The organism is Steroidobacter sp. (assembly GCF_036402275.1).
Classification (GTDB): Bacteria; Pseudomonadota; Gammaproteobacteria; order Steroidobacterales; family Steroidobacteraceae; genus Steroidobacter.
This window is the reverse complement of record NZ_DASWTF010000034.1, coordinates 117,664-142,877: the sequence shown is the minus strand read 5'-3', so window position 1 is coordinate 142,877 and position 25,214 is coordinate 117,664. Positions and strand designations below refer to the sequence as shown.

Here is a 25,214-nt window from a genome sequence, read left to right as displayed (position 1 = left end):
TTTCAAGGCGCGTGGCTGCCATTCCAGAACGGATCCGCTTCCGGGTCCGTGCCCCATCTCCCATCGAGCAACTCGATGAAGCTGCGCACCTTGGTCGCCAGATACCGGCGCGGGGAATAAACCACGTAAATCCCCAGCGAGCCGGCGTCGTAGTCGGCCAGCACCTGTTGCAACGTGCCCGCCTTCAGCTCCTGGTGCACGTTGAAGGTCGGCTGCAGCGTGACGCCCTGACCACGTAGCGCCGCCTGCTTCAACAGTTCGTTGCTGGTCGCGCGCAACGTGCCCAACGCCTGCACCACCGAGTTGCGCCCGTCGCGCTCGAAGCGCCACTGCTGATACGTGGGCGCGGCATCGGTGAGCGCGAGACAATTGTGGTGAAGCAGATTCTCCGGGATCTCCGGCTGCGGATTCCTTTTCAGATACGCAGGCGAAGCGCACGCCACCATGCGCGAGGTGGCGAGCTTGCGCTTGGTGAGGTTGGTGCGCAGATCGTTGCTGGCGCGAACCGCCAGATCGAAGCCTTCCTCCACCAGATCCACGAAGTGGTTGCTGACGGTGACATCGAGCCGCACATCGGCGTGGCGCGCTGCATATTCCAGCAGCACCGGACCGACGTGCGACAGATCGAAAGCGCCCGAAACGCAGATCTTCAACGAGCCGCGCGGCACGGCGCTGTTCGAGCCGGCGACCGCTTCCGCCTCTTCGAGGTCCTCCAGAATCTGGACACAACGCTGATGATAAAGCTGTCCGACTTCAGTGAGGCTCAACGAATGGGTGGAGCGATTCAGCAGCTTCGTGCCGACCACATTCTGCTCGAGATTGAGGATGTACTTGGTCACCATCGGCGCGGACACCTTCATGCGGCGCGCCGCCTCCGCGAAGCTCCCTAGTTCGACCACCTTCGTCAACGCCACCATGCAGGTGAACTTATCCATCTTTCTTTCCCCCCAGGAAAGATTCCATTGCCCGACAGGCATCGCTCCCGATCGCGACGAAATCCGCTCTGCCCCCGGCACCAATCAGTGGGATCCATTTTTCACGGCACGCTCACGGCTGGACCAACAGTGCGATCACGCCGTCCCGCTAATTTCTGTGCATCACAAGTGGATTAGTGCACTCGCAGCAGTGTGATTGCAATAACGATGCGACGGAGTGGTTGCCGCACGAGTAGTGAGATTTGAGCGGCGCCCTGCGATTCATGACTGGGGATTCATGAATGTCATTCCCTTCGCTGCGTTTATCGAGGCCGTCTCTTTGGAGACAGTAGCGCCACGGAAAAACATCACAGGCGGCAGCGTGGCAAAAGACGCGGCGCGAATGGCAAGGGTATGGTTATGTCGACAACGAACAAGATCGAATGGGCAGCTCAGCTGCGCTGGGCGGTGCTCGCGGCGTTAGGCACCGCCGCCTTGGTAGTTACTGGAAATGAAGCGCGCGCGCAGAGTGTGTCGCCCGCTGATTCTTTCGACGAATTCACGCCGGTCCTGGCGATCGCCGAGCAAACTCCTGCTGTCGATGTGACCGTCGAGGCGCCGACACCGGTCGAAGATGCGATCGCCGAGGTGGTGGTGTCCAATCAGCGCATCGGCTGGTTCGACGGCGTTGATGCAGTGCGGGTACAGATCGACAACGATCTGTTCGCCGGCGATAACCAGGATCGCGACTACACCGGCGGCATGAGCATCACGATTGCCGGCGAGCGCGCCCGCGATGGTCTGCTGTCGCTCGATCCACTGTTGAGCCGCGTCGATGGCTGGTTGTATGACAGCGGCGACGATCGGCAGAGCAATGTGCATTACGCGCGGCAGATCGGCCTGATGGCTTTCACGCCCAGCAATACTTTGGTTGCCGAAGCGCAACCCGACGATCGCCCGTACGCCAGTCTGTTGTTTGTTTCCAATGGCCGTGTGAACGTGGACGCGGATGAGCGCGGCGCCTGGACCAGCAGCCTGACCGTCGGCGTGCTCGGTCTGTCCGTGTCGGAACGCTTGCACAGCGCCGTGCACGAGCTGGTCGGGTCCGAATCGCCGCGTGGGTATGATCATCAGATCTCCGCGGGTGGCGAGCCGACGGCGCGCTACACCCTCGCCCGGCAGCAGCTGTGGATCGCCGATCCCAGCGGTCACGTCGATGTGAAGACGACCGTGCAAGGCAGTGTCGGATTCCTTACCGAAACCAGCGCGTCGATCTCGGTGCGCGCGGGTCGCTTCAACTCGCCCTGGTGGGGATTCGCGCCCGAGCTGACGGACTATATGGCCGCGCCGGTGCCGACCGAGAGCTATCGCGGCGGCCGTGAGCTGTATGTGTTCGCCGGCGCCCGCGTCAAAGCTCGTGCTTACAACGCGTTCCTGCAAGGTCAGTTTCGCGATAGCGAGGTCCGCTACTCCTCGGATGAGGTGCAGCCGCTGCTCGCCGAAGCGTGGATCGGCGTGGTCACGCAGATCCTGGACCAGACGCAGCTCAGCTATGCCCTGCATTATCAGACGGCAGAGCTGCGCCACGGCCCGGCGTCCCGCGACGCCTTCTGGGGCGCGGTTCAGCTGACGCACGCATTCTGATTTGTTGTTTCCTCGACCCCCCGTCCCTGCATCGGCCCACTTCGGTGGGCCTTTTTTTATTTGGACTTAGGTAAGCGCACGCCTTTGAGTCCAGTGTGCTGAGTTCGGAAACGTTGCGGCGTCTTGCCGCTAGATTCATTGCCATCAGTGCGTCTCGCGCCATTCGGCATGCGACGCCCTTCGTGCGCCTCACCCGTGCCGAGCGGCTGCCAGGCCGGAATCAGCTGGTGTTTGCCCGCGCCGATGAGATCCGCGCGCCCCATACGACGTAAAGCCTCTCGCAGAATGGGCCAGTTGTTCGCGTCGTGCCATCGCAGGAACGCCTTGTGCAACCGGCGCACCTTCAATCCCTTCGGGATGTGCACACCCTCGCTGCTGTGGGTCACTTTGCGCAGCGGGTTCTTGCCCGAGTGCCACATGGCCGTCGCGGTCGCCATCGGCGAAGGCAGGAACGCCTGGACCTGATCGGCGCGATAACCGTTCTGCTTCAGCCACAGCGCCAGCTCGAGCATGTCCTCGTCGGTCGTGCCCGGATGCGCGGCGATGAAGTATGGAATCAGGTACTGCTCTTTACCCGCTTCCTTGGAATATTTCTCGAACAGCTCTTTGAACCGGTAATACGTGCCCACGCCCGGCTTCATCATTTTCGACAACGGCCCCTCGCCGATCGCCTCGGGAGCGATCTTGAGATAACCGCCGACGTGATGCTGAACGAGCTCCTTCACGTACTCGGGCGACTCCACCGCCAGGTCGTAACGCACGCCCGAGCCGATGAGGATCTTCTTGACGCCCGGCAGGGCGCGCGCGCGTCGATACAAATTGATCAGCGGCGTGTGGTTCGTGTTCAGGTTCGGGCAGATGCCCGGATACACGCACGACGGCCGGCGGCACGCCGACTCGATCTCGCGTGATTTACACGCCAGGCGATACATATTCGCGGTCGGTCCGCCGAGATCCGAAATCACGCCGGTGAAGCCCGGCACGGTGTCGCGGATGGTCTCGATCTCCTTGATGATGGAGTTCTCCGACCGATTCTGAATGATCCGACCTTCGTGCTCGGTGATCGAGCAGAAGGTGCAACCGCCGAAGCAGCCGCGCTGAATGGCGATCGAGAAGCGGATCATCTCGTAGGCGGGAATCTTGTTCGCACCCTTCTGCTCGCCGTAGAACGGATGCGGCACGCGCTGATACGGCAGCTCGTAGATCGCATCCATTTCTTTCATGGCCAGCGGAATCGGGGGCGGGTTCAGCCACACGTCGACATTTCCATGTCGCTGAACGAGAGCGCGCGCGTTACCCGGATTCGATTCAAGGTGCAGGATGCGCGAGGCGTGCGCATACAAGACCGCATCGTCACGCACGGCCTCGAACGCAGGCATGCGAATGACCGATTGCGCACGGTCCGCGGTCGGCACGTGCCGATGAAACTTCACGACCTTGGTGGCAGTGGGCTCGCCCTTGCTGGCGCAAGCGGGCGCGTCAGTTTTGGCCTTGGAGCCAGCCTCGTTCATGGCATACGGATCGATGGGCGGGTTCAACGGCCCCGGCTCGTCGATGGTGGTCGAATCGATCTCCGTCCAACCTTCCGGCGTGGCCTGCCGGACGAACGCCGTGCCGCGCAGATCCGTGATCTGATCTATCGGCTGGCCCTTGGCCAGGCGATGCGCGATCTCGACGATCTGCCGCTCGCCATTGCCGTACACGAGCAGATCCGCCTTCGCGTCGAGCAGCACCGACCGCCGCACCTTCTCCGACCAGTAGTCGAAGTGCGCGATTCGCCGCAGGCTCGCCTCGATGCCGCCAATCACGATGGGCACGTCGTTGAACGCTTCGCGGACGCGTTGGGAATAAACGATCACCGACCGATCCGGCCGCTTGCCGCCGGCGCCGGCCGGCGTGTACGCGTCGTCGCTACGAATGCGTCGATCCGACGTGTAGCGATTCACCATCGAATCCATGTTGCCGGCAGTGATGCCGAAGAACAGGTTCGGCTTGCCGAGACGCGCGAAATCTTCGGCGGAACGCCAGTCCGGCTGCGCGATGATGCCGACTCGGAACCCCTGCGCCTCGAGCACGCGGCCGATGATGGCCATGCCGAAGCTGGGGTGATCCACGTAAGCGTCGCCAGTGACGACGATGATGTCGCAACTGTCCCAGCCGAGCGCGTCCATCTCCTCCTTCGACATGGGCAGGAACGGAGCCGTCCCGAAGCGGGACGCCCAGTGCTTGCGATAGGAGAACAATTCGCGCGGAGCAGGCTGCATGACAGACAGTGGAGCAGAATCCCGTAGGTTAGCGAAGGGCGGGAAAAAGGGCCCGAATAGTACGCTATTTGCGCGGCACTCGCGCCCGGCTGGGCCCCACATCCGGTGTCAGCGCCCGCCGGCGGGCGGCTGCGCTGACCGTGGAGACGTAGGGCGAATCCCGATCGAAAAATCGCCAGGGCTTCTTGGCCCAGTCCCCGGCGTAATCCACGCCGATGCGGGTCGCGCGGGCAACCTTCGGCGGCCGATATCGGGTCGGCTTTTCCAGCCACAAGGTATCCCCAAGCAGATCGGCGCCATTCAGGCCGCGATCTATATGTAGAGCGCGACATAACAGACCCGGCCCGTGAGTCGTGTCGGTGATTCCCTTCACCGGCTCCAGCCCACGAAGCAACACCGCGTGCGGGATGCCGTCCGCCGCCGTCACGATGTTCAGGCAATTCCAGAACCCATAGATCAGGTACACGTAGGCGTGCCCCGGCGGCCCGAACATCACCTCGGTCCGCTGCGTGCGGCCTCGGGAGGAGTGTGCCGCCAGATCATGCGGCCCCTTGTAAGCCTCGGTCTCGACGATGCGTCCGACCTGCTTCCCGTCCGGCCCGTCATGCACCAGATGCATGCCGAGCAGGTCGCGGGCCACGACTAAGGTTTCTCGAGCGTAGAAATCCCGGCTGAGCTTGGGCATCCGGACATTATAAAAACCTCCGTACGGTTGGCGCGCAACTGACAACCATTTGGTTGCACGTGGATGCGGGCGGAGTTATAGTGCAACCACTTGGTTGTCAATCAGGAGCGAGCTCATGCACACCATCGAACGCCAGGCTCTGTTACGCGCGCCCCGCGGCCGCGTCTGGAATGCGCTGACCGATATAAAAAAATTCTGCGAGTGGTTCGGGGTCAGCCCGGTCGACGGCGAATTCAAGCCAGGAGCGAAGGTGCGGATGCGGGCGCCCAAGGAGTACGGCGGGGACTTCGATATCATGGTCGAGCAGATGCAGCCGGAACATTTGTTCACCTGGCGCTGGCATCCGGGTGCGCGTGACGAGTCGGTTGACTATGAGAAGGAGCCGACGACGCTGGTGGAATTCAAACTGGTCGAGACCGCCGGCGGCACCCTGCTGACTATCACCGAATCCGGCTTCGATAACATTTCTCTCGCGCGGCGTGCGCGCGTGTTCGGTGAGAACAGTCAGGGCTGGGAGGAGCAGCTCAAGAATCTGGAGCGCTATGTCAACAAAACGTCCTGAGCTCAGACTCAAAGCCTCGGCGCCCATCTTCGCGGCGCTGGGCGATGAAACGCGGCTGCGGCTGGTGATCTTCCTGTCCGCAGCCGGGCCTTCGTCCACGGCGACGCTCACCGCGAACGTCGATGTGACGCGGCAGGCAGTGGCGAAGCACTTGCGCGTGATGAAGGAGGCCGGGCTGGTCAGCAGCGTCTATCAGGGGCGGGACAGCGTCTGGCAGATCGAACCTTCGCAACTGGAGGAGGCGCAGCGCTGTATCGAGTTGATCTCATCGCGCTGGGACCAGGCCCTCGACCGCCTGCGCGCCATGGTCGAGCAGGAGTAGAAATAAAAACCTTGGGTCGGGGGTGGTCTTCCGGCCTAAAGGTTATTCGTCGTCGAACCGATTCGGCCAGTGCGCATGCATTTGCATGACGTCGACCTCGATCAGGCCGGCCTTCGGATCGGCCGACTTGAGCTTCATGCGCATGAATTCGATGGAGTCGCCGCGCTCGTAGTAATAGAACACCGAGCTGCGGTGCTCGTCGCGGCTGGCGCGGGGGACCACGAACTCGTTGAAGGCCGTTTCATGCACGAGCGGGCCGCAGCTCAGCTGCGCGCCGCTGAACTCGACCGCGATATGCGCGGCCTCCAGATCGCTGCCTTCGACGATGCTCTTGCAGCGAATCCGAAAGCGCGGCGGCAAAGCCGCGGGCGTGGGCAGCAGGTCGAGGGACTCGCCGACCTTCAGGCGAACGACTTTCCGGGTGCGATCGACGCGTTGGGCGTCAGCGACGCGAACCGTGGGCGACTCGCGATAGACCAGAGTGGCGGGCCGGGCGGGCGTGCGGGCGGCGGTCGCGGGCAAGTGATGGCGTCGCCAGTACACTGCCCCGGCGATGAAGACGGCCGCCAGGGCGACCGCGAGCCATAACTGTTGCAACACGTCTACCATTTCACATCTATGGATGCTTGCGGAGCATCCTTGTCCTTGTTATCGGAAGTCGCCGTCCAAACTGGTGTGAGCGACTTGGAGTTCCTCGGATCCGGAAATGCTAGGGAGTGTCCGTAGGGATCCTGCGGAAAGCGAGCGACTACGTCACAGCATTGGCGGCTCGCACGTGCGTGCGTTACAGCACGCCCAAGGCCAAGCCCGCGGCCAAGGTCTGGCCCAACTCCGAACAGCGTTGCAGATCGGCTGGGCCGAGATCGCCTTTGACGATCAGCGGCTCGGCGCATTGTTTCCAGCGATAGCCGATGGCGATGCGTTCGATGGAGCTCACCGCGCCGGCGCCATCGTTGCCGGCGCTGACGAAGATTGCATAAGGCAGTCCGTCGACGCGGCCCTGCACTGGATAGAAAGTGCGGTCGAAAAAATCCTTGATCGCTCCCGCCATGTAGCCGAAGTGCTCGGGCGTGCCGATCAGCAATCCGTTCGCCCACAGCAGGTCGTCGACGCCTGCCTCCAAAGCAGGCAATGCACGTAGCTCGACGTCTTCGCCCGCGTCAGCCACTCCCTGCTTCACGGCTTCGACCATGACGTGCGTGCGACCGCCCGCGTGGCCCGCATAGATCAGCAGGAGGTGAGGTCGAGTTGAGGACGGCTTTGCGGAGGACATCTGTTAAAGTTCTCTGTCACCGTCAGCATTTGCACGGAGTTTTCCATGTATACAGTGTTGCGACCCCGCCGGCCGCTGTCAGCGCTGCTGATTTCAGCAGCCTTGCTCACGGCGGTCGCCGGATGCAAACCCAAAGAGCCGAAGCCGGTACCCACGCCCGAGGCCGCGAGCCCCGTCAGCGCTGAAGCTACCACCGCGGCTGGACAGATTTCCGCCGACTATCTGCGCGAACACATCACGAAGTTCTCGGCCGATGAATTCGAAGGCCGCGGTCCCGCGACGCCGGGTGACGAGAAGGCTCGTCAGTATCTTGCGGATCAGCTGCAGCAGATCGGCTTCGCGCCCGGCGGAGCGGATGGCAGCTATCAGCAGTCGTTCGACGTTGTCGGCATCACTGCCGAGATGCCCAAGCAGTGGTCGTTCAAGAAGGGCGGCAAGACCGCGTCGTTCAAGTGGTGGGATCAATACATCGCGGGCAGCGGCGTGCAGGACGAAAAAGGCTCGGTGAAAAACGCCGAAGTGGTGTTCGTCGGTTACGGCATCCAGGCGCCGGAGTTCGGCTGGGACGACTTCAAGGGCCAGGACCTGAAGGGCAAAGTGTTGTTGATGTTGAATAACGATCCGGATTGGGATCCGAAGCTGTTCAACGGCGACACGCGCCTCTACTACGGCCGCTGGAGCTACAAGTACGAGAGCGCCGCGCGCCAGGGCGCCGCGGGCGCGATCATCATTCACACCACGCCGTCGGCGGGTTATCCGTTCCAGGTCGTGCAGTCCTCATGGACTGGCGAACAGGTCGAGCTGCCCGCCGCCAGCGAGCCGCGGATTCAAGTCAAAGGCTGGCTCACCGAAGAAGCCTCGCGCGAGTTGGCGAAGCTCGCCGGTCAGGATCTCGACAAGCTGGTCGAGGCCGCGAAATCCAAGGATTTCCAGCCCGTCCCGCTCGGCGTGACCACCTCGCTGGAGTTCAAGAACAAGATCAATCGTTCCAGCACCGGCAACGTATATGGCGTGTTGAAGGGCAGCGATCCGGCGCTCAGCGAAGAGTATGTGATCTATAGCGCGCATCACGATCACCTCGGCGTCGGCGAGCCCGATGCCGAAGGCGACAAGATCTATAACGGCGCGATGGACAATGCTTCGGGCGTGGCGCAGTTGCTCGCCATCGGCAAGGCGTTCAAGGCGCTGCCGCAGCCGCCGAAGCGCTCCATCATGTTGTTGTTCGTGGCCGCGGAAGAGCAGGGTCTGCTGGGCTCGAAGTTCTACGCCGAGCATCCGACGGTCGCGCCGGGTAAGATCGCCGCGAACATCAATGTCGACGGCGGCAACATCTGGGGCCGCGCCAAGGACATCGTGTTCGTCGGCAAGGGCAAGTCCACCATCGACGATTACGTGAACGCCATCGCCAAGCTGCAGGATCGCGTCGTGACCGCGGATCAATTCCCGGATCGCGGCTTCTTCTATCGCTCCGACCAGTTCAACTTCGCCAAGATCGGCGTGCCCGCGCTGTACCTCGACACCGGCACCGACTTCGTCGGCAAGCCGGCCGATTGGGGCAAGCAGCAGCACGAAGCGTACGAAGAGAAGCACTATCACCAGCCCTCGGACGAGATCCAGGCGGACTGGAACTTCGACGGCATGATCGAAGACGCGCAGTTGCTCTTCTACGTCGGCAACAACGTCGCCAATGCCGCGCCGGCGGATGCGCCGAAGTGGCTGCCGGGCGACGAGTTCGAAGCGGCGCGCAAGGCCGCGCAGGCTCAGCTCACTACCAAGACGGAATGAGCCGACCCTCGTGATGTTTGCAGCCGGGGCTCGATCGCGTGCGATGGAGCTGTGCAGTCGCAGCTCCTTACGGCTGTTCCGCGCGGCGGCTTTGTTCGGCTTGAGTGTGGGCATCGGCGGTGTCGGGGCGTCGCGGATGCGACCGCTCGGATTGTCCGGGCAGCATGCGGCGATCACAAGCGAGCCTGGACCTGCAGCTGTCCTACGACGTGAGTGAAAACCTCGCGCTGTCGTTCGACGCGGTGAACCTCACTGAAGAAATGCAGCAGGAGTACTACGCATTCGGTTCGGCCGGCGGCCCGACCACGATGAATTTCGGCAACTTGCTGCTCAGCCGTTCGTTCGCGTTCGGCGTGCGCTGGAAGCTGTAAGGCGCTTGTATACGCGAGCGGTAGCGCGCGACTTCGCCGCCGCTCGCGTTAAGATCCGTGCCCCGTCATTCGACAGGTACGGTCATGATGTTATCCCGCTCTCGCCTGGCCGCCGTGCTCGTGGCCTTTGTCGCAGCGACGGCCTCGCCGTCACACGCTAAAACCGTCAAGCCGCCACTGCACGGCCAGCACTGGGTCGCTGTCACAGGCAAGCCGCTGGCCGCGACTGCTGGAGCACGCATCTTCATGCAGGGAGGAAACGCGGTCGACGCGGCGTGCGCGATGATCGCGGCCACTTCCACGATGTGGGACACGCTTGGCTGGGGCGGCGAGACTCAAGCGCTCATCTATAACCCGCACACACGCAAGGTAATCGGCGTGAATGCGCTCGGTGTCGCTCCGACCGGCGCGACGCCGGAGTTCTATCGCTCCAAGGGCATGGAATATCCGCCGGAGTTCGGTCCACTCGCCGCGGTCACTCCGGGAACCCCGGGCGGCATCATGGTGATGCTGGCGGAATACGGAAAGCTCAGTCTCGCCGATGTGCTCGCGCCCGCCATCGAAATGGCCGACGGCTATCCCATCGAAGCGCAGACCGCCGACCTGATCGAGAAATGGCAGGACGAACTGCGCAAGTGGCCCGAGTCGCGCCGCACGTTCCTGATTCATGAAGGCAAGGATGGCAAGCCGTTGCCGGGATACTCGCGCGTGGGTCCGGAGCCGGGTGAAATCTTCCGTCAGCCGGAGCTCGCGGCGACCTTGCGCAAACTGGTGGATGAAGAAGCCAAGGCTCGCAAAGCTGGCAAGAATCGCAAGCAGGCCATCATGGCCGCCTACGATCGTTTCTATAAAGGCGATATCGCGAAGGAATTCGCGCGCGGCTCGCAGGAGCTCGGCGGCTTGCACACGCCGGAGGATCTCGCCAACTGGAAGGTGTATCTCGAAGAGCCCGTGAGCACCAACTACAAGGGCATCGAGGTCTACAAGCTCACGCACTGGGTGCAGGGCCCGTCGATGCTGCAGGCTCTGAACATTCTGGAGAATTTCGACCTGCAGGCCATGGGCTACAACAGCGCGCGTTACATTCACACGCTGTATCAGTCCATGAACCTCGCGTTCGCCGATCGTGACTTTTATTACGGCGATCCGCGCTTTCCGCCCGAGGAGCCCATCAAAGGTTTGCTGTCGAAGGAATACGCGCGCGAGCGCGCCAAGCTGATCAAGGATCGCAACGATCCCGACATGCGGCCCGGCGATCCGTATCCCTTCCAGGGCGGCACCAATCCTTTCAAAACGCAGCTCGAGGCGTGGCGCACGGTCAAACCCGGCGACAAATCCAAGCCGAATCAGTGGAGCCCGACGGCGCTGGCCGAATTCGATCGCACTTTCCGGCTCGGCACGACCAGCGTTGAAACCGTCGATAAGGAAGGCTGGGTGGTGTCGGTCACGCCGAGCGGCGGCTGGCTGCCGGCGACCATCGCTGGCAAGACGGGCATCGGCATGAGCCAGCGCATGCAGAGCTTCGTGCTCGATCCGGCCGACAATCCGTTCAACGTGGTCGCGCCCGGCAAGCGGCCGCGTGCGACGCTTACTCCGTCGATGGCGCTGAAGGACGGCAAGCCGTACCTCGCTTTCGCCGTGCAAGGCGGCGACACGCAGGAACAGAACCTGCTGCAGTTCTTTCTCAACGTGGTCGAGTTCGGCATGACGCCGCAGGAAGCGGCCGAAGGCGCCAATATCACGACCTATCAGCTGCGCGATTCGTTCGGCTCGCATGAGTCGATTCCGGGCCGCATGACGCTCGCCAGCTCGGTGCCGGAGTGGGTGCGCAACGAGCTCACTCGCAAAGGTTATAAGTTGGAATTCACGACCAACAATTCGGGCCCGGTCACTGCCATTCAGATCGATGCCAGGCACGGCACTTTCTGGGGCGCGGCCGCGTATCACGGCGAGGATTACGGCATCGCCTGGTAGCGCCGGCTTGCCACGCCCGGCATAGGGTGGTACCTTGGTACCAAGTTACCAAGGTACACACCCGTGCCCACGACCGTCACCCGCGTCCAGACCGGCGTTCGTATCGAAGCCCGCCTGCTGAATGTGCTCAGGGCCCTGGCGGCCCTCAAGAACACCTCGCTGGGAGATTTGCTGGAAGGCATCGTGCTGCATGCCTTCGACGGGCAGCAGGCGTTCAGCGCGCCGACCCTGGCGCAGATCGCCGAGCTCAAGAAAATCTATGGACTGGATCTGACCGCTGCAGACAGTCATCAACTGGTCGAGTCCGAACGCGCTGCCGTCCAATCCGGGACGAACAGGGTGACGGCGAAGCGTCCGGCCCCGGCCACTCACCGTGGGAGGAAACGCTGATGGGAACCACCGCAGTCAGGCGCCAGACCCTCGATCCGGCCTCTGAGAACATCGACGAGACACTGCTCGCGTTCGAGCGCGCCACGCTCGATCCCGGGCAGTTCAATCATCGCTTGCATCTGGCGCTCGCGTGGCGCTACTTGCAGCGCGACGGATTTCCCGAGGGGGCCCAGAAATTCCGACACGACTTGCGACGCTATGTTGCCAAGGTGGGCGCGGAGGGCAAATATCACGAGACCATCACTTGGGCGTATCTCGTGTTACTGAACGAGGAGCTGTGTCTGCGCTCACCGCCGGGTGAGTCGTTCGACGCCATGATTCAGCGGCGGCCGGATCTGCTCGATCATCGCAACGGGCCAATCGCGCGCTGTTACAGCAAGGCCCAGCTGGAGTCTCCCGAGGCGCGCAGAGTGTTCATGTTTCCTGTCATCCAGGAGAGAGCCACGTCATGAGTTCTTTCGTTGGCGCCATCGATCAGGGAACGACCAGCACCCGCTTCATCGTGTTCGATGCGGCCGGGAACATCGTCGCCAGCGCTCAACAGGAACATCCGCAGATCTTTCCACAGCCGGGCTGGGTCGAGCACTCACCCATGGATATCGCTCGCAACACCGAGGCAGTGATCGCAGCGGCGCTGCAATCGGCCAAGCTGACCGCCAGGGACCTCATCGCCATCGGCATCACCAATCAGCGTGAGACCACGATGATTTGGGATCGGCGCACCGGCGCGCCGTTGCACAACGCGTTGGTGTGGCAGGACACGCGTGTCGATCCTCTCGTTGCTTACTTCGCGGGACAAGGCGGCAAGGATCGGTTTCGCGCGATCACGGGTCTGCCGCTCGCGAGTTATTTCAGCGGTCTCAAGCTGAAGTGGCTGCTGGATCATGTGCCGAACGCGCGAGCGCTGGCCGATGCGGGGCATTTGTTATTTGGCACGATGGATACGTGGGTGCTGTGGAATCTCACGGGCGGTGTGAACGGCGGGCTGCACATCACCGATGTGACCAACGCCAGCCGCACGCAGCTGATGCGACTCGATACGCTCCAGTGGGACGACGAACTGCTGCGCACCTTCTCCATTCCGCGAAGTGTGTTGCCGAGGATTGCGTCGTCCAGCGAGGTGTATGGCGACGTGGCAAGCGGCCCGCTCAAAGGCGTGCCTATTGCTGGCATTCTCGGCGATCAGCAGGCGGCGTTGGTGGGTCAGACCTGCTTCCAGCCCGGCGAGGCCAAGAACACATATGGCACTGGCTGCTTCCTGCTCATGAACACCGGTCATGAGCCGGTGTCGTCGGCCGCGGGTCTTGTGACTACGGTCGCTTATCAGTTTGGCAGGAATCCCGCGTGCTTTGCGTTAGAAGGATCGATAGCGATCTCGGGCGCGCTGGTCCAGTGGCTGCGCGACAACTTGGGCCTGATCCGCAACAGCGGCGAGATCGAAGCGCTCGCGGCGAGCGTGCAGGACAATGGCGATGTTTATGTCGTGCCGGCGTTCTCGGGCTTGTATGCGCCGTATTGGAAAGATCACGCGCGTGGCGTGATCACCGGGCTGACGCGCTACGCGAATCGCGGGCATATCGCTCGCGCCGCGCTGGAGGCGACGGCTTATCAAACGCGCGACGTGATGGCGGCGATGGAGCAGGACTCCCGCATTCAGTTGCAGGAGCTGCGGGTAGATGGCGGCATGGTCGTGAACGAGCTGCTGATGCAGTTTCAAGCGGACATTCTGGATGTGAGCGTGGTGCGACCCAAAGTCACAGAAACGACTGCTCTCGGCGCCGCGTACGCCGCCGGCCTGGCGACGGGCTATTGGAAGAGCATCGACGATCTGCGAGGTAACTGGGGCGTGTCGCACACGTGGCAGCCGCGTATGAACAAGGAAGATCGCGGGCGGCTGTATGCGTCCTGGCAGAAGGCAGTGACACGCTCGTTCAATTGGGTGGAGTGATATGTCCGCCGCTGAGCTTCCGGTCTGGACGGCAGCGGAGCGAGAGAGTTTTTTCGCGGCCATAGCACGACATCGTCGCGCGGCATGGCAGGTAAGCGCGGTCGCCGGTGTCGGCATCGCGATCCTCGCGTTTGTCGTGGCGACGCTCACTTCGCCGCTGTTCTATGCGTTGCTCGGGTTATTGCTCGATGTCGTCAATCTGATCGTTCCGATGCCCGATCTGTTCGGCGCGGTGATGGAGACGCTGGGATATATCAGCGACAACATCGAGACTCAGCCGCTCAGCAGCTGGTTGTATCTCGCGCTCGTCGCGGCGCTGCCGGGTTTGATTGCCGTGTTCCTCGTGTTGCTTACGTTGAGGCGCATCGTTCGCGAAGCGGAGGCGAGCGGCGTGCAAGAGTTGGCGTTGCGAGCGCCGAATCCGAGCGTGCTTGCGGAACAGCGACTCGCCAACGTGGTTGCCGAGATGGCCATCGCTGCGAATATCAAAGTGCCGAAGGTGGCCATCATTGAGACCGCTGGCGTCAACGCGGCCGTGTATGGGCCCGACGATGAGACAGTCACCGTGCTGGTTTCCACCGGGCTGCTGGAAAAGCTGGACCGCGCGCGGATGCAGGGGGTCGCGGGGCATCTCATCGGATTGATTGCAAACGGCGATGTCGTGCAAGGCATGCGCGTCGCGCAGGCGTTGAGCTTGTTTGGTTTCGTGGCGCGTCTCAGCGACGGCATCGTCGATCCGCCAGCCTGGTCACGATTGTGGCAAACGCTTCGCGAAGCGTTGAAGTCCGGCGCTTCGAGCGCCGATGCCCGCTTGATACTCGAGCTCACCAATCCGTTCGGTCATGCGCAGACGCCTCCCCCTTCTCGCGGCAACACTTCCAGTAAACTAACTTGGCGCGAATGGATTCGCATGCCGCTGTATGGGCCCATCGTCTTCAGCGGATTCTTCGGCGGTCTGGTCAGCAGCTTCTTCCTTGAACCGCTGCTCGCGCTCGTCTGGCGCCGTCGCAAATATCTCGCCGACGCGATCGCCGTTCAACTCACTCGCGATCCCCAAGCTCTCTGCGACGCGCTCGGCTTCGTAGGTAACGGCAGCGGCTTTCCCGCCTGGTGCTCTCACATGCTCGTCGCCGGCAGCTCCCGCCGCGGCGGCTTGCTCAGCGGCTCGACGTTACCCATGTACCCTCCCGCGCACAAACGCCTCGAAGCCCTCGCCCGCATGGGCGCGACAGTCGTCCTGTCTCCTCCCCGCCGCATGCCTCTGTGGGTACAGATCGTCATCGCCCTCGCCGGCGTCCTCGTCATCTCACTTCTGAGCGTCGCGATCTACCTGCTGGTCATCCTCTCCGTCGCCTTCTCCATGCTGTTCACGCTCATGCCAGCCATGATCCTGCACGTGATCCTGCGTTGAGCGATTTGCGCAAATCTTCTCGGTTGCTCACACGCCGATCCTTTGGATGGAGGCGATCCCTCCTTCCGTCGCGGGGAACGAATCACCGCACCAGTTCGACAGACAGCTCTCGGCTGTCGGCGCGGCCCTGATCGTCGACGGTGCGTACGATGTAACGGCCGGCGTGGGACGGATGCCAGCCGATGGCGATGCCGGGTGTGCCGGTGCCGATGTAACTTTCGTCGACGAACCAATGCAGGCGACGGACGTCGCTGTCAGCATTGGCGGCCAGGGGAATCGTTTCACTGCCCACACGACCGCTGCGCACAGTGTAAGTGACAGCAATGACGGGCGACGTTATCTGCGGCGGCGTGCCCCGAGGGACATCGCGTTGACAGTCTGCCGGTGGTGGAGGGCGGCGGCGAGGCATGCCGGCTTGAGCGAACAATTGCAGTAGATCGGTGGGCCAGAACTCGTACACCTCACTGCGAGTAAATGAAGGATCGTACGGCGGACAAGCTTGCTCGCCCGTGCGCGTATCGACCCAGACGCGGCGGTGAATCTGACTCACGCGAATCGGCGAGACGCCGGGGATGTACCAAGTGCTCACCACCTGCGGACACTCCGAATTCGGAAGATCGCCCGAAGCGCTGCAGACCTCCACTCGTTCCATGCGAGGCGGTTGCCGATAAACAGGCTCGACGAGCTTCTCCTGCGCGGCCAGCGCATCGAGCAATCGAAAAAACAAAGGCGCGGCCGCTTGCACGCCCACGAAGGCGGGATTCCCGCGCCCGTCAAAGTTGCCAACCCACACCACCAGCACATAGGGACCGAACGTGCCAGCAGTCCATGCGTCTCGAAAACCCCAGGACGTACCGGTTTTCCACGCCGCTTGAACTCCGCTGCGACGGCGAGCGAATGAGTCTTCAGGTCGCGGCGCCGAGCGCAGCATGTCCAATGTCACGAAGCTGGCTTCTTCCGACAGCATGCGAATGCCGTCAGCTCGTGGCTCCTCTTCTAGATAGCGCAGCGGCGCCAGCCGCCCGCGATTGGCGAGCATCGAGTACAGCGTGGCCGTTTCTTCCATCGTGACTTCGCCGCCGCCGAGCGTCAGCGCGAGGCCATAGTGCTTTTCGCTCGCCATCTTCGCGACGCCGGCGCTGCGCAGGAACTGATAGAAGGACGGGGTTGCTAGCTGTGACGCCAACGTCAGCGCTGGAACATTCCGTGAACGAATCAATGCCTCGCGCGCGGTGATCGGGCCGACGAAGCGACCGTCGAAGTTCTCCGGGTTGAAGGGGCCGAAGGCGGTCGGCGTGTCTTTCAATACCGTTTGAGGATGGATCACGCCTTGGTCGATGGCCAGAGCGTAAATGAATGGTTTGAGCGCCGAGCCGGGCGAGCGCTTCGCCTGCGTACCATTCACCTGGCCTTCGATCTCGGGCGCGAAGAAATCGGCCGAGCCGACCATCGCACGCACCGAGAGATCTCGATAGTCGACGAGCAGGGCAGCCGCGTTGTGAATGCCGATGTCGCCGTGCTCGCGCACGTACGTTGTGATGACTCGCTCGAGACTGCGCTGAGCGCGCAGATCGAGAGTCGTGTTCACGGAATGAATGGCAGCGGGCCGCGGGCGCTGTAATACTGCGTTCGTGAAATGAGGCGCGGCGAACGGGAGGTCGTGCAACGAGGCGTAACGCAGCGGGGTGGCGACATAGTCAGCTGCGTTGGCGGCGTCGGGGTGTTGCTCGACCCAGCGAGCGAAGAGTCGAAGTCTCGCTTCGCGAAGATCGTCGGGCTCGTCGACTTGCCCCGGCGCTCGACGCGCTGGCGACTGCGGTATCACTACCAGAGTCAGCGCCTCGGACAGGCCCAATCTTGCCGCCGACTTGTCGAAATAGATCAGGCTCGCCGCGCCTACACCCTGAATGTTCCCTCCGTACGGCATCAAGTTGAGATGCGCTTCGAGCAGGTCCCGCTTCGAATAACACAGCTCCAACTGCACTGCGCGGACGATTTGCTCCAGCTTGCCGCTGATGCTCCGGGTGTTCAGCCCATACATCAGTCGCGCGAGCTGCATCGTGATCGTCGAACCGCCAACTCGCGGCCCGCCGGAGTACGTCGACACCGTCGCCCGAACCAACGCGGGGACGTTGAAGCCGGGATGCCAGTAGAAATGCTGGTCTTCGTGAAGCAGCAGCGCTTCGACCAGCTCGGGCGAGATGTCTTCCAGCGGCGTCCACAATCGATACTGATGATCGCTCGCCAACGTCAGCCGCAACAGCCGGCCCTGTCGATCGAAAATCGCCGTCGACGACGCGATCCTTTCCGCCAACGGTTCGCGAGGCCACAAACGAATCGTTACCAGCGTCGCCGCGACTATCGCGACGACACCAGCAACGACGATTGCGCCTCGCCACCGCATCAGGCGAACTCCGCCAACCACCGCTGCAGGCCGCTGACGCTCTCTGCTACTCGCGAAGTCACGGTCGCGTCACCTCGATCCGTCCGGACGCCGAGCGACCGAGGACGCTGCGGTCATACATTGCTTCGCCATACGCGGGCGGTATGACATAGCTGCCGACGTTCGTAGCCTTGATGCGATAGACGATCTCCGCGATATCAGCGGTGTCCACGTAGCCGTGGTGCGTATAGAACACGACTCGGTCCTCTCGCATGTCGGCGTACTGCAGCGGCGCTTTCGCGGCGCCAACGCAAACCTGGCAGTGCCAGCCGGTGAAGCCTTCCTGATACTCGCCACCCTCCTCGCCTTCACTGGCTTCGGTGAAGGGCGTTTCCGCGCCTTCGGCCGGCACGACCAGCTCGAAGCCACCGGGCAGCAGGTCGACCAGCGCAAGAGCAAGGTTTCCTTTGTCTCCTATGGTGCGGTACTTCAGGTGCACGTCGATCTGCTGGCCCATCGTGACCTGGGTGACCGGCTTGCCGCTGCTATCGGTGTACTCACGCAGCACCTCGAGCCCCTGCTTGATCGCCTGTGTGGGCGGCTTGCGATCGAAGCCGGACTGCTCGATCAAGTAGTACGCATTGAAGTTCGTATTGTTGGTGAACTTCAGCGCCGCCGCCTGATCCGTGAACGCCGCCGACGGGAACAAACCTTCCGGCAGCGTCAGCGCGCGAACATTCTTGTTCTTCAGCACTTCGGCAATCGCCAGATTGCGGGCCGCACCTTCTGTAGCTGCGGCGTACGCATCCAGCGCCAGCAGCGTCGTGCCCGCTGACAGCGAGTGGTAGTAACCGTCGGTCACCCGCTTCGCCAGCGTCGTGAACACCTCGCTCGGCACGTTCTTGAGCCGCTCCGGGAAGTGCCGTGAGATCACGAACAGCAGCAACGCATCCCGCGTCATGGGATCGTTATAAAGCTCGCTGTCCTTCGCATCGAAGCTCGTGCCGCCGATCAAGCTCTCGGCATCGCGATCCTGTCTCATCAAATCCAGCGCGCCAGCCAGCCAAGCAGCCGTGAGATCGTTTTCCCACTTGCCGCGATATCGCTCCGCCAGCCGCTTGCGGGCCGCCGCGACTTCCGCGGCCATGCGCTGACCTTGGCGCGTCAGCAGGTAGATCGCGTAAGCGCTCTGCCGCTCGTCAGTGAGATTGTTGCCATCGCGCTGGGCCACCGACCGCAGATAGCTGTTCCCGTTGGCGACCAGATCGCCCGGAATGGCCTGCCCGCGTTCGCCCGCTTCGATGAGCAGATGCTGGGCATACAACGAGACGAACTCGACGACCTGGTCACCGCCCGGCCATAGCTTGTACGCGCCCATCTCGTTCTGTCGGGCGCGCAACTCGCCGATCAGCGCGGAAACATCCGAGCCATCTCGCGACCGAACGTAGCCAAACTCCGGCCGCGAGCTGAGCAACACCGCTGGCATGGACATGCTGACGATCTGCTCCGTACACGCATACGGATAGTTCGACAGATACGCCACGAAGCCATGGGCGAACTGCAATGGCAGCATGGACGCGCCGGTCTGCAGCGTCCGGTGATGCGGATACATCTGCCGATCGAGCCGAATCTCACGATCGCCCTTCTGTAGCACGCCCGCGCTCAGCTGCGTCATGAAGGGTGTCGCTGGACGCACGCTGAGATCGATGCGACGTGTGCCACTCGCGTTGCCGACGCGCGCCGTGAAGTTCAAGTTCGCGGCGCCGGGAACATCCTTGGCTCGCAAGCGGAAGCGCACCGATCCTTCGCGCCCTTCGGCAATGCCCACGTCTTGGCGCGCATCGCCGACGACTTCGAGACCACTGTCGGTCGCCAGGCTGACAGCGACAGTAGCGCTGGAACCCGAGCCTTCGACATTGTTGGAAACGCCCACGCTCACATCGAATTCATCGCCCGGCGACACCGTCGTCGGCGCATTCGGCGACAACACGAAGTCGCCGCGAACCACCGTGCGGCTTTCATGCACACCGACACGGTCGTCAGTCACGGCAACAGCCATCACGCGCAAGGTTCCGTTGAAGTAGTCCGGCACGGTGTACTTCAGCTCACGCGTCGTCGTATCGGCGTCGACGATGCCCGACCAGTACGCCACCGGCTTCTCGCCTTTGCGGCGGAACGGATTGAGATGTTTGCCGAGCAGACCCTCGGCGTCGCCACCCGGCGCGGCCGCCAGTCCCAGCTGTCGAAACTCCGGCAGGATCAGATCCAGGATCTGCGTGGTGGAGACTTCCATTGCGCGCTTCTGGAAGAAATATCCCAACGGATCGGGCGTCTTGTACGCCGCGACCTGCAGGATGCCTTCATCGACCGCGAACAACACCAGCCGCGACGGCTGCTCGGTGCGATAACGGAAGGTCAGCTGCTGACCCGGTTTCACCAGCGAGGGCGCTTCGACCTTCACAGGATTGCGTCGCGCATCCACAGCGATCGAGAACGGCTGCACGCCGTAAGACATGGGACTGGTGTAGATCTCCGATGAGCCCGTGTCCCGCACGAACGTGACCGACACATACGCATTGCCTTCCAATCCCTCGGGCAGCGTGATTCGCTGCACCGAGCTGGTGGTCGAAGTCTTGAACCACTTCCACGCGTACACTCGTTCGCGCTCGATAGTGATCAAGCCGGCGCCTTCGTACGGAGCGCGAATCGATACTTCCACTTCCTCGCCCGGCGCGTAATCGCGCTTGGACAGGGTCAACTCCAGCTCGGCGTTCTTTTCCAGAGTGCGCGTGACATTACCTTCGCCCGCGACTTGATAATCGATCCGAGCGAGCTGCTGCCCCGTGGCGTCCTTGACGACATACGCGAAGTTGCCCGGCGCATCGGTCGCGAGCTTCAGCGAATGGCCCGTCGCAGGGATGGTGAGCGCAGTGTCGCCCAGCGATGTTTCCTTCCGGCGCGACTCATATTTGTAAGTGCCGTTCGCCTGTCGCATCAGCACCGACACGAAGCGCGTTTCGAGGCGCGACAGCACGAGCCCGCCGACTTCCATGCGCTGAGCCTTGGGATCGATGGCGATCAGATGCACGCTGCGCTCGCCGTTGCGCGACAGATAGCCGAGCTCGCCGTCCGGTTTGTAACCGACGAGATACGGCATGTTGGAAACCAGCTGCGCAGCTTCGGACGTGACCCCTCGACCGCCGTCAGCTTCGAAGCCCTGCGACACCAGGTGCACGCGATAAGTGGCCTTCGCGAATCGTTGCAGATTCAGTGCAAGGGTAGCCTTGCCTTGGGCGTCGGTCGTCGCGTCTTCGAGCTGTTCGCTGAAACCTTCGCGCGCGTACTGTGGATCGTGGAACTGATAATCCGGATAGGCACGGAACGAAGGAATGCTCGGGCTCAACGTCAACGTCGAGACGACCCGGCGGTTCTCCGCCGGCGTCCCGAACAGATTCTCCAATTGAATGTGAGCTTCGAGATCATCCGGCGACACCCAGCCGTCCGCGGACGACGCCGAGAAGATGGCCTTCATACGCAAACGATCCGGCTGGAAGTCGCGCACCTGCACGGTGGTCGAGCCGATCAGGTCGGCGTTATATTGGTCGCGAACGATGGCCAGTGTCAGCGTGTACGTGCCAGTCGGCGATGTTTCCTTGGTGGGCTGCAGGATTTCGCCGAACCCGGCGGGGCCGGGCTTGAAGGTCTCACGCCGAATGACAGTGCCTTGCGGGTCGACCACTTCGAGACGCAGCGGCAAACCGGATAACCCACGACTCCAGTCCTGATTGCGAATCAACGCGCCGGCGCGAATCTCTTCGCCCGGCCGATAGATGCCGCGATCCGAGAAAATATAAGCGGACAACGCCGCCCGATCCGCATTGCTTTCCACGCCGCCGATGTCGAAGCGCGACAGATCGAGCGAGCGATCGCGCTGGTCGAGCGGCAGGAACGAGCTGTCACCACCGCGACGCGCGAGATACAGCACCGGCGCCTTCTCGCGCTGGAAGCTCCGTAAGTCCGGGAAACGGACGTGACCGTCGGCGTCGCTTGTCTCGGTGAGCACGGGCAGGCCGTTGCGACCGATGATTTCCACGGCGGCGCCACTGATCGGCGCGCCAGTGGCGATCGATTGGACGAACACATCCTGCGAGCCGTCCACCGAGCGCTTGACCACCAGGCCGAGGTCGGTGACGACCAGCAAGCGTGCATCCGCGAGCTGCCCGCCCAATGTTTGATTCCAGGCGTCGGGCGCATAGCCCAATGGCTTATCGGCATCCGGGTCCCACGCCATCACGCGGAGCAGGAACATGCCGCGACGATCACCCGCGTTGTCGTCCAGATACTTGCCGAGATCGACAGATTCGTACTGCGCCTTGCCCGGATCGCCCGACTCCAGCCGGACCACTTCATAGAAACGTTCAGTGATGTTCGCAGTCTCGAACGCCCAGTTGTTGAATTGCGGCGTGGCGAAGCTGCCGCTGGTCTGCGTCACCAGATGTTGCAACTGTCGCGGCAGCAGCCGGCCGATCTCGACGCGAATGGCGGGTACATTGCGAGCAAACAAACTCACGGTCTTCTCGCCCGACATCGACAGCAGCGAGCCTTGGTGCAGGATGCTCAGCTCGCGCGGGAACTCGGGCACTTGCATGATGCGTTCGACGCTGTCGCCGAGCACGTAGCCGCCGAAGGATTTCAGCCCGGCGTCGATCTTGATGTACAGATAACGGCCGGGCGCGGCCTGATAACGCAGGCTGTGCAGGTCGTAGTGTTCCTGCTCGCCGGGAATCTGATCCAGCTTCAGCTGGTTCTGGGTCGTGAGAACTTCGGGGCGGAACGTCGTTTCGGTCCACGGATAAGGCCGGCCCTGCTGGATTTGCTCCTGGAGTTTCGGATCCGGATGTTTCTCCGGTAGCAGCCACACTTTCACCTTGGGCGGCAGATCGCGCTCGAGCACGGAGAACGACGTGTTGATCAACAGCACCTGATCCGGCTCGTTGCGCTCGTCGCGCACGATGTCCAGCGACAGGTTGGAGACACGCAGGCTGTTGAGCCCCGGCACTTCGACGCTGGCAGTCAGCGTGTCCTTGCTTTCATTGCCGCCACGCGCCGCCCGTGTGCCCGGCTCGATCTGGATTTGCAGGCGCCCGGCCTTCGGCGGCACTTCCAATTGCGACGAATGCACGAACGCGTTCAGCTTCAGCTTGTCGTAAATGACGGTGTAGGTCGGCGCGGTCAGTTCTTTCTCGACCGTGTCCGTCACTTTGTTGAACATCTTGAGCTTGATGCGCTTCTCGAAGCTCTCCGGATCCACCGGATGCGAAAAGCCGATGCTGGCCACCACCTTCTTATTGCCAGCCACCACCGGATCCTGGTGGAACTCGGTGTTGGCGAGCTTGGCCACGAACACGGGCGTCTGGAACGCGAACTCGTACTCCTTGAGCGTCACGTGATCCGCCGCGAAATCCTTGCGCGACAGCTCGACTTTGTATTGCTGACCGATGGGCCAATCGGCCGCCGGCTGGAAGCGCAGGGTGCGGTCGTCATCCCAGAACCACTGGCCGGCCACGGCGGGGCTGATTTCGATGCCGGCCTTGTTCGGATCGATGGGATGACCGGCTCGTTCCAGCGTCGCGGTCGACGCCGAAAAAGTCACGACCAACGGATTCGGTGAGCCGGGCGGCTCGCAGGCATAACAGGTGAGGCCGGGCGCGTTGACCGCGAACTCCGTGAGCACGGGTTGCGGACGATTGACATACCAGCGCCAGCCGAACGCCGCCGCGGCGACCACCACGACGATTCCAGCCACCGCCAGGGCCGTGCCGCGTGGATTAGCGCGCATCGACGCGCCAAGGCGATCCGTTCGCTCACGAACGGCGCCGCTCGATGCGGAAACCCATCCGGGCGGCCGCCAGCTCAACTCGCCGAAAATCGTCCGTAAAGCCGCCCGAAACCGTTCCATTCAGCAACCCCATTGCACGCCAGATCGGAGCCCAACACCGCCAAATCGCGGCGATAGCAGGCATGTTGGGCGGCGATTCTGCCCGAACCCGGTCAGGAATGTGGCAAACCCGTGGCAGGCGCGGGACAATGGCTCCCCGCCGGCCCGGCCGGCTCGTCGGCACCCCCTCATGAGCGAGTACACCGCGACCGTTTACTGGCAGCGCCTCGGCGCCGCCTTCACCGACAACAAGTATTCCCGCGCGCATGAATGGCGCTTCGATGGCGGCACGGTCGTTCCGGGGTCGAGCGCGCCGAGCGTGGTTCGAGCGCCGTTGTCCGACCCCACCGCGGTCGATCCGGAGGAAGCGTTCGTGGCGTCGCTGTCGAGCTGCCACATGCTGTTTTTCCTGTCGTTCGCGGCCAAACAGGGCTTCGTGGTGGACAGCTACGAGGATCGGGCGGTGGGTGTGTTGGCCAAGAACGAGGCCGGCAAAATGGCCATGACGGTCGTGACCCTGCGGCCCAAGGTGGTTTTTTCCGGCCGTGCGCCCACGGCCGAGCAGCTGGACGAGCTGCATCACCGGTCGCACGAGGAATGTTTCATCGCCTCGTCGGTCAAAACCGACGTACGTTGCGAGCCGGTTGCGTAATATTCCGGGCCGCGTAGCATGCCCCGTTCGGTTTTTCTTGGCACCCCGATGTCCGCGACCGCCTGCATGAACAAAATCAGCGCGCTTTTCCCCGCGTCCGCCCGCCGCCTGACTGTGAGCTTTGCTCTGCTGCTGCCGTTGCTGGCCGCCTGTGGCGGCGGCTCGGAGGCCGTGTGCAACGAGAAGAACGAGCCGTATATGGCGTCTCGTAACAATCCGTTGCTAAAAGTGCCGGACGGCATGACGCAGCCGAATCGCGCCGAGGCGCTGACCATTCCGGAAGCCAAGGCCGCCAGCCGTTCCGGCCGGACCGCATGCCTGGATGAGCCACCGTCTTATTTCCGCTCGAGCGGCACGACGGCACGCTCGCCGGAAGAAGTCGTCGCGAGTTGGGCCCAGGCTTGGGCAAACCGCGAAGCGGATGCGGTTGTCGCGCTTTATTCTTCCAGCTTCACCGCGCCGACGGACTCGGCCGGCAGTGCGGCCTGGTTGGAGCAGCGTCGTGAGCAGGTGGCCACCGGCCCGACGCCAGATCCCATCGTCGAAGGCTTGCGCGTCGAACCGGACGGCGACGAACGTCGCGTCGTGCGGTTCGTGCAGAAGTTCGGCACCAACTCGCTGCGGAAAGAGTTGACCCTCGTGCGCGAGGGCGGCTCGTGGCGCATCGTCGCCGAGAAGGTGGCCGAAGTTAAATAAGC

At 62.7% G+C, this 25,214-nt stretch carries 19 protein-coding genes; 12 read left to right on the top strand and 7 right to left on the bottom strand.

The window, feature by feature from the left end; translation table 11 throughout:
• Window positions 1-2: 2 nt before the first annotated feature.
• Window positions 3-935 carry a LysR family transcriptional regulator gene (locus VGD45_RS18445; protein ID WP_331156810.1) on the bottom strand — a complete coding sequence of 311 codons (933 nt, stop codon included), beginning with the start codon at window positions 933-935 and terminating at the stop codon, window positions 3-5.
• A 399-nt stretch (window positions 936-1,334) separates the two neighbouring features.
• Between VGD45_RS18445 and VGD45_RS18440 the strand changes: the two genes are divergently transcribed.
• On the top strand, window positions 1,335-2,558 hold the full coding sequence (locus VGD45_RS18440; RefSeq protein WP_331156809.1) for a lipid A deacylase LpxR family protein: 1,224 nt from the start codon (window positions 1,335-1,337) through the stop codon (window positions 2,556-2,558).
• A 56-nt stretch (window positions 2,559-2,614) separates the two neighbouring features.
• Here VGD45_RS18440 and VGD45_RS18435 read toward each other — a convergent pair whose 3' ends face one another.
• Window positions 2,615-4,822 carry a YgiQ family radical SAM protein gene (locus VGD45_RS18435; protein WP_331156808.1) on the bottom strand — a complete coding sequence of 736 codons (2,208 nt, stop codon included), beginning with the start codon at window positions 4,820-4,822 and terminating at the stop codon, window positions 2,615-2,617.
• 64 nt (window positions 4,823-4,886) lie between these two features.
• Window positions 4,887-5,507 (bottom strand): DNA-3-methyladenine glycosylase, encoded by a 621-nt coding sequence (locus tag VGD45_RS18430; RefSeq protein WP_331156807.1) that lies wholly within the window; start codon window positions 5,505-5,507, stop codon window positions 4,887-4,889.
• A 115-nt stretch (window positions 5,508-5,622) separates the two neighbouring features.
• Here VGD45_RS18430 and VGD45_RS18425 point away from each other — a divergent pair, with 115 nt between their 5' ends.
• Window positions 5,623-6,069 carry an SRPBCC family protein gene (locus VGD45_RS18425; RefSeq protein ID WP_331156806.1) on the top strand — a complete coding sequence of 149 codons (447 nt, stop codon included), beginning with the start codon at window positions 5,623-5,625 and terminating at the stop codon, window positions 6,067-6,069.
• Window positions 6,050-6,391, top strand: coding sequence for a metalloregulator ArsR/SmtB family transcription factor (locus VGD45_RS18420; protein ID WP_331156805.1), 342 nt, complete (start codon window positions 6,050-6,052; stop codon window positions 6,389-6,391). Before VGD45_RS18425 ends, VGD45_RS18420 begins: the two co-directional genes overlap by 20 nt.
• A gap of 42 nt (window positions 6,392-6,433) precedes the next feature.
• On the opposite strand, the gene VGD45_RS18415 is transcribed toward VGD45_RS18420, so the two are convergent.
• Both VGD45_RS18415 and VGD45_RS18410 read right to left on the bottom strand, forming a co-directional pair.
• A complete protein-coding gene (locus tag VGD45_RS18415; protein WP_331156804.1) occupies window positions 6,434-7,000 on the bottom strand; it encodes a hypothetical protein in 567 nt (188 codons plus the stop codon).
• 175 nt (window positions 7,001-7,175) lie between these two features.
• The gene (locus tag VGD45_RS18410) at window positions 7,176-7,664 is read right to left on the bottom strand and encodes a flavodoxin family protein (protein ID WP_331156803.1); all 489 of its coding nucleotides are present in this window, start codon (window positions 7,662-7,664) and stop codon (window positions 7,176-7,178) included.
• 45 nt (window positions 7,665-7,709) lie between these two features.
• Between VGD45_RS18410 and VGD45_RS18405 the strand changes: the two genes are divergently transcribed.
• The 7 genes from VGD45_RS18405 (at window position 7,710) to VGD45_RS18375 (ending at window position 15,543) form a co-directional block, all read left to right on the top strand.
• Window positions 7,710-9,449: a M20/M25/M40 family metallo-hydrolase gene (locus tag VGD45_RS18405; protein ID WP_331156802.1), complete on the top strand. Its 1,740-nt coding sequence runs from the start codon at window positions 7,710-7,712 to the stop codon at window positions 9,447-9,449.
• A gap of 164 nt (window positions 9,450-9,613) precedes the next feature.
• Window positions 9,614-9,820 (top strand): hypothetical protein, encoded by a 207-nt coding sequence (locus VGD45_RS18400; RefSeq protein ID WP_331156801.1) that lies wholly within the window; start codon window positions 9,614-9,616, stop codon window positions 9,818-9,820.
• An 84-nt stretch (window positions 9,821-9,904) separates the two neighbouring features.
• Entirely contained in the window at window positions 9,905-11,794 is a 1,890-nt protein-coding gene (locus VGD45_RS18395; protein ID WP_331156800.1) for a gamma-glutamyltransferase family protein, read from the top strand.
• Window positions 11,795-11,857: 63 nt separating this feature from the next.
• Entirely contained in the window at window positions 11,858-12,184 is a 327-nt protein-coding gene (locus tag VGD45_RS18390) for a hypothetical protein (protein ID WP_331156799.1), read from the top strand.
• Window positions 12,184-12,636 (top strand): hypothetical protein, encoded by a 453-nt coding sequence (locus VGD45_RS18385; protein ID WP_331156798.1) that lies wholly within the window; start codon window positions 12,184-12,186, stop codon window positions 12,634-12,636. Before VGD45_RS18390 ends, VGD45_RS18385 begins: the two co-directional genes overlap by 1 nt.
• Complete coding sequence (gene glpK / locus VGD45_RS18380; protein WP_331156797.1) at window positions 12,633-14,132, top strand: glycerol kinase GlpK; 1,500 nt, start codon at window positions 12,633-12,635, stop codon at window positions 14,130-14,132. The genes VGD45_RS18385 and glpK overlap by 4 nt, the downstream gene beginning before the upstream one ends.
• 1 nt (window position 14,133) lies before the next feature.
• A complete protein-coding gene (locus tag VGD45_RS18375; protein ID WP_331156796.1) occupies window positions 14,134-15,543 on the top strand; it encodes a M48 family metalloprotease in 1,410 nt (469 codons plus the stop codon).
• 82 nt (window positions 15,544-15,625) lie between these two features.
• Here the strand turns inward: VGD45_RS18375 and pbpC are convergent, their stop codons facing one another.
• Complete coding sequence (gene pbpC, locus VGD45_RS18370) at window positions 15,626-17,947, bottom strand: penicillin-binding protein 1C (RefSeq protein ID WP_331156795.1); 2,322 nt, start codon at window positions 17,945-17,947, stop codon at window positions 15,626-15,628.
• A gap of 58 nt (window positions 17,948-18,005) precedes the next feature.
• Window positions 18,006-23,885: an alpha-2-macroglobulin gene (locus VGD45_RS18365; RefSeq protein WP_331156794.1), complete on the bottom strand. Its 5,880-nt coding sequence runs from the start codon at window positions 23,883-23,885 to the stop codon at window positions 18,006-18,008.
• Between the two features lie 169 nt (window positions 23,886-24,054).
• Between VGD45_RS18365 and VGD45_RS18360 the strand changes: the two genes are divergently transcribed.
• Entirely contained in the window at window positions 24,055-24,516 is a 462-nt protein-coding gene (locus VGD45_RS18360) for an OsmC family protein (RefSeq protein WP_331156793.1), read from the top strand.
• Window positions 24,517-24,582: 66 nt separating this feature from the next.
• Window positions 24,583-25,212, top strand: coding sequence for a nuclear transport factor 2 family protein (locus tag VGD45_RS18355; RefSeq protein WP_331156792.1), 630 nt, complete (start codon window positions 24,583-24,585; stop codon window positions 25,210-25,212).
• Window positions 25,213-25,214 lie beyond the last annotated feature (2 nt).

Bases quoted from the DNA above. Each gene is read 5' to 3' on its own strand.
- VGD45_RS18355 (WP_331156792.1), top strand. From the start codon at position 24,583: ATGAACAAAATCAGCGCGCTTTTCCCCGCGTCCGCCCGCCGCCTGACT.
- VGD45_RS18445 (WP_331156810.1), bottom strand. From the start codon at position 935: ATGGATAAGTTCACCTGCATGGTGGCGTTGACGAAGGTGGTCGAACTA.
- pbpC (WP_331156795.1), bottom strand. From the start codon at position 17,947: ATGCGGTGGCGAGGCGCAATCGTCGTTGCTGGTGTCGTCGCGATAGTC.
- VGD45_RS18405 (WP_331156802.1), top strand. From the start codon at position 7,710: ATGTATACAGTGTTGCGACCCCGCCGGCCGCTGTCAGCGCTGCTGATT.
- VGD45_RS18385 (WP_331156798.1), top strand. From the start codon at position 12,184: ATGGGAACCACCGCAGTCAGGCGCCAGACCCTCGATCCGGCCTCTGAG.
- VGD45_RS18375 (WP_331156796.1), top strand. From the start codon at position 14,134: ATGTCCGCCGCTGAGCTTCCGGTCTGGACGGCAGCGGAGCGAGAGAGT.
- VGD45_RS18400 (WP_331156801.1), top strand. From the start codon at position 9,614: ATGCGGCGATCACAAGCGAGCCTGGACCTGCAGCTGTCCTACGACGTG.
- VGD45_RS18420 (WP_331156805.1), top strand. From the start codon at position 6,050: ATGTCAACAAAACGTCCTGAGCTCAGACTCAAAGCCTCGGCGCCCATC.
- VGD45_RS18430 (WP_331156807.1), bottom strand. From the start codon at position 5,507: ATGCCCAAGCTCAGCCGGGATTTCTACGCTCGAGAAACCTTAGTCGTG.
- VGD45_RS18435 (WP_331156808.1), bottom strand. From the start codon at position 4,822: ATGCAGCCTGCTCCGCGCGAATTGTTCTCCTATCGCAAGCACTGGGCG.
- VGD45_RS18395 (WP_331156800.1), top strand. From the start codon at position 9,905: ATGATGTTATCCCGCTCTCGCCTGGCCGCCGTGCTCGTGGCCTTTGTC.
- VGD45_RS18410 (WP_331156803.1), bottom strand. From the start codon at position 7,664: ATGTCCTCCGCAAAGCCGTCCTCAACTCGACCTCACCTCCTGCTGATC.
- VGD45_RS18425 (WP_331156806.1), top strand. From the start codon at position 5,623: ATGCACACCATCGAACGCCAGGCTCTGTTACGCGCGCCCCGCGGCCGC.
- VGD45_RS18365 (WP_331156794.1), bottom strand. From the start codon at position 23,885: ATGGAACGGTTTCGGGCGGCTTTACGGACGATTTTCGGCGAGTTGAGC.
- VGD45_RS18360 (WP_331156793.1), top strand. From the start codon at position 24,055: ATGAGCGAGTACACCGCGACCGTTTACTGGCAGCGCCTCGGCGCCGCC.
- glpK (WP_331156797.1), top strand. From the start codon at position 12,633: ATGAGTTCTTTCGTTGGCGCCATCGATCAGGGAACGACCAGCACCCGC.
- VGD45_RS18415 (WP_331156804.1), bottom strand. From the start codon at position 7,000: ATGGTAGACGTGTTGCAACAGTTATGGCTCGCGGTCGCCCTGGCGGCC.
- VGD45_RS18440 (WP_331156809.1), top strand. From the start codon at position 1,335: ATGTCGACAACGAACAAGATCGAATGGGCAGCTCAGCTGCGCTGGGCG.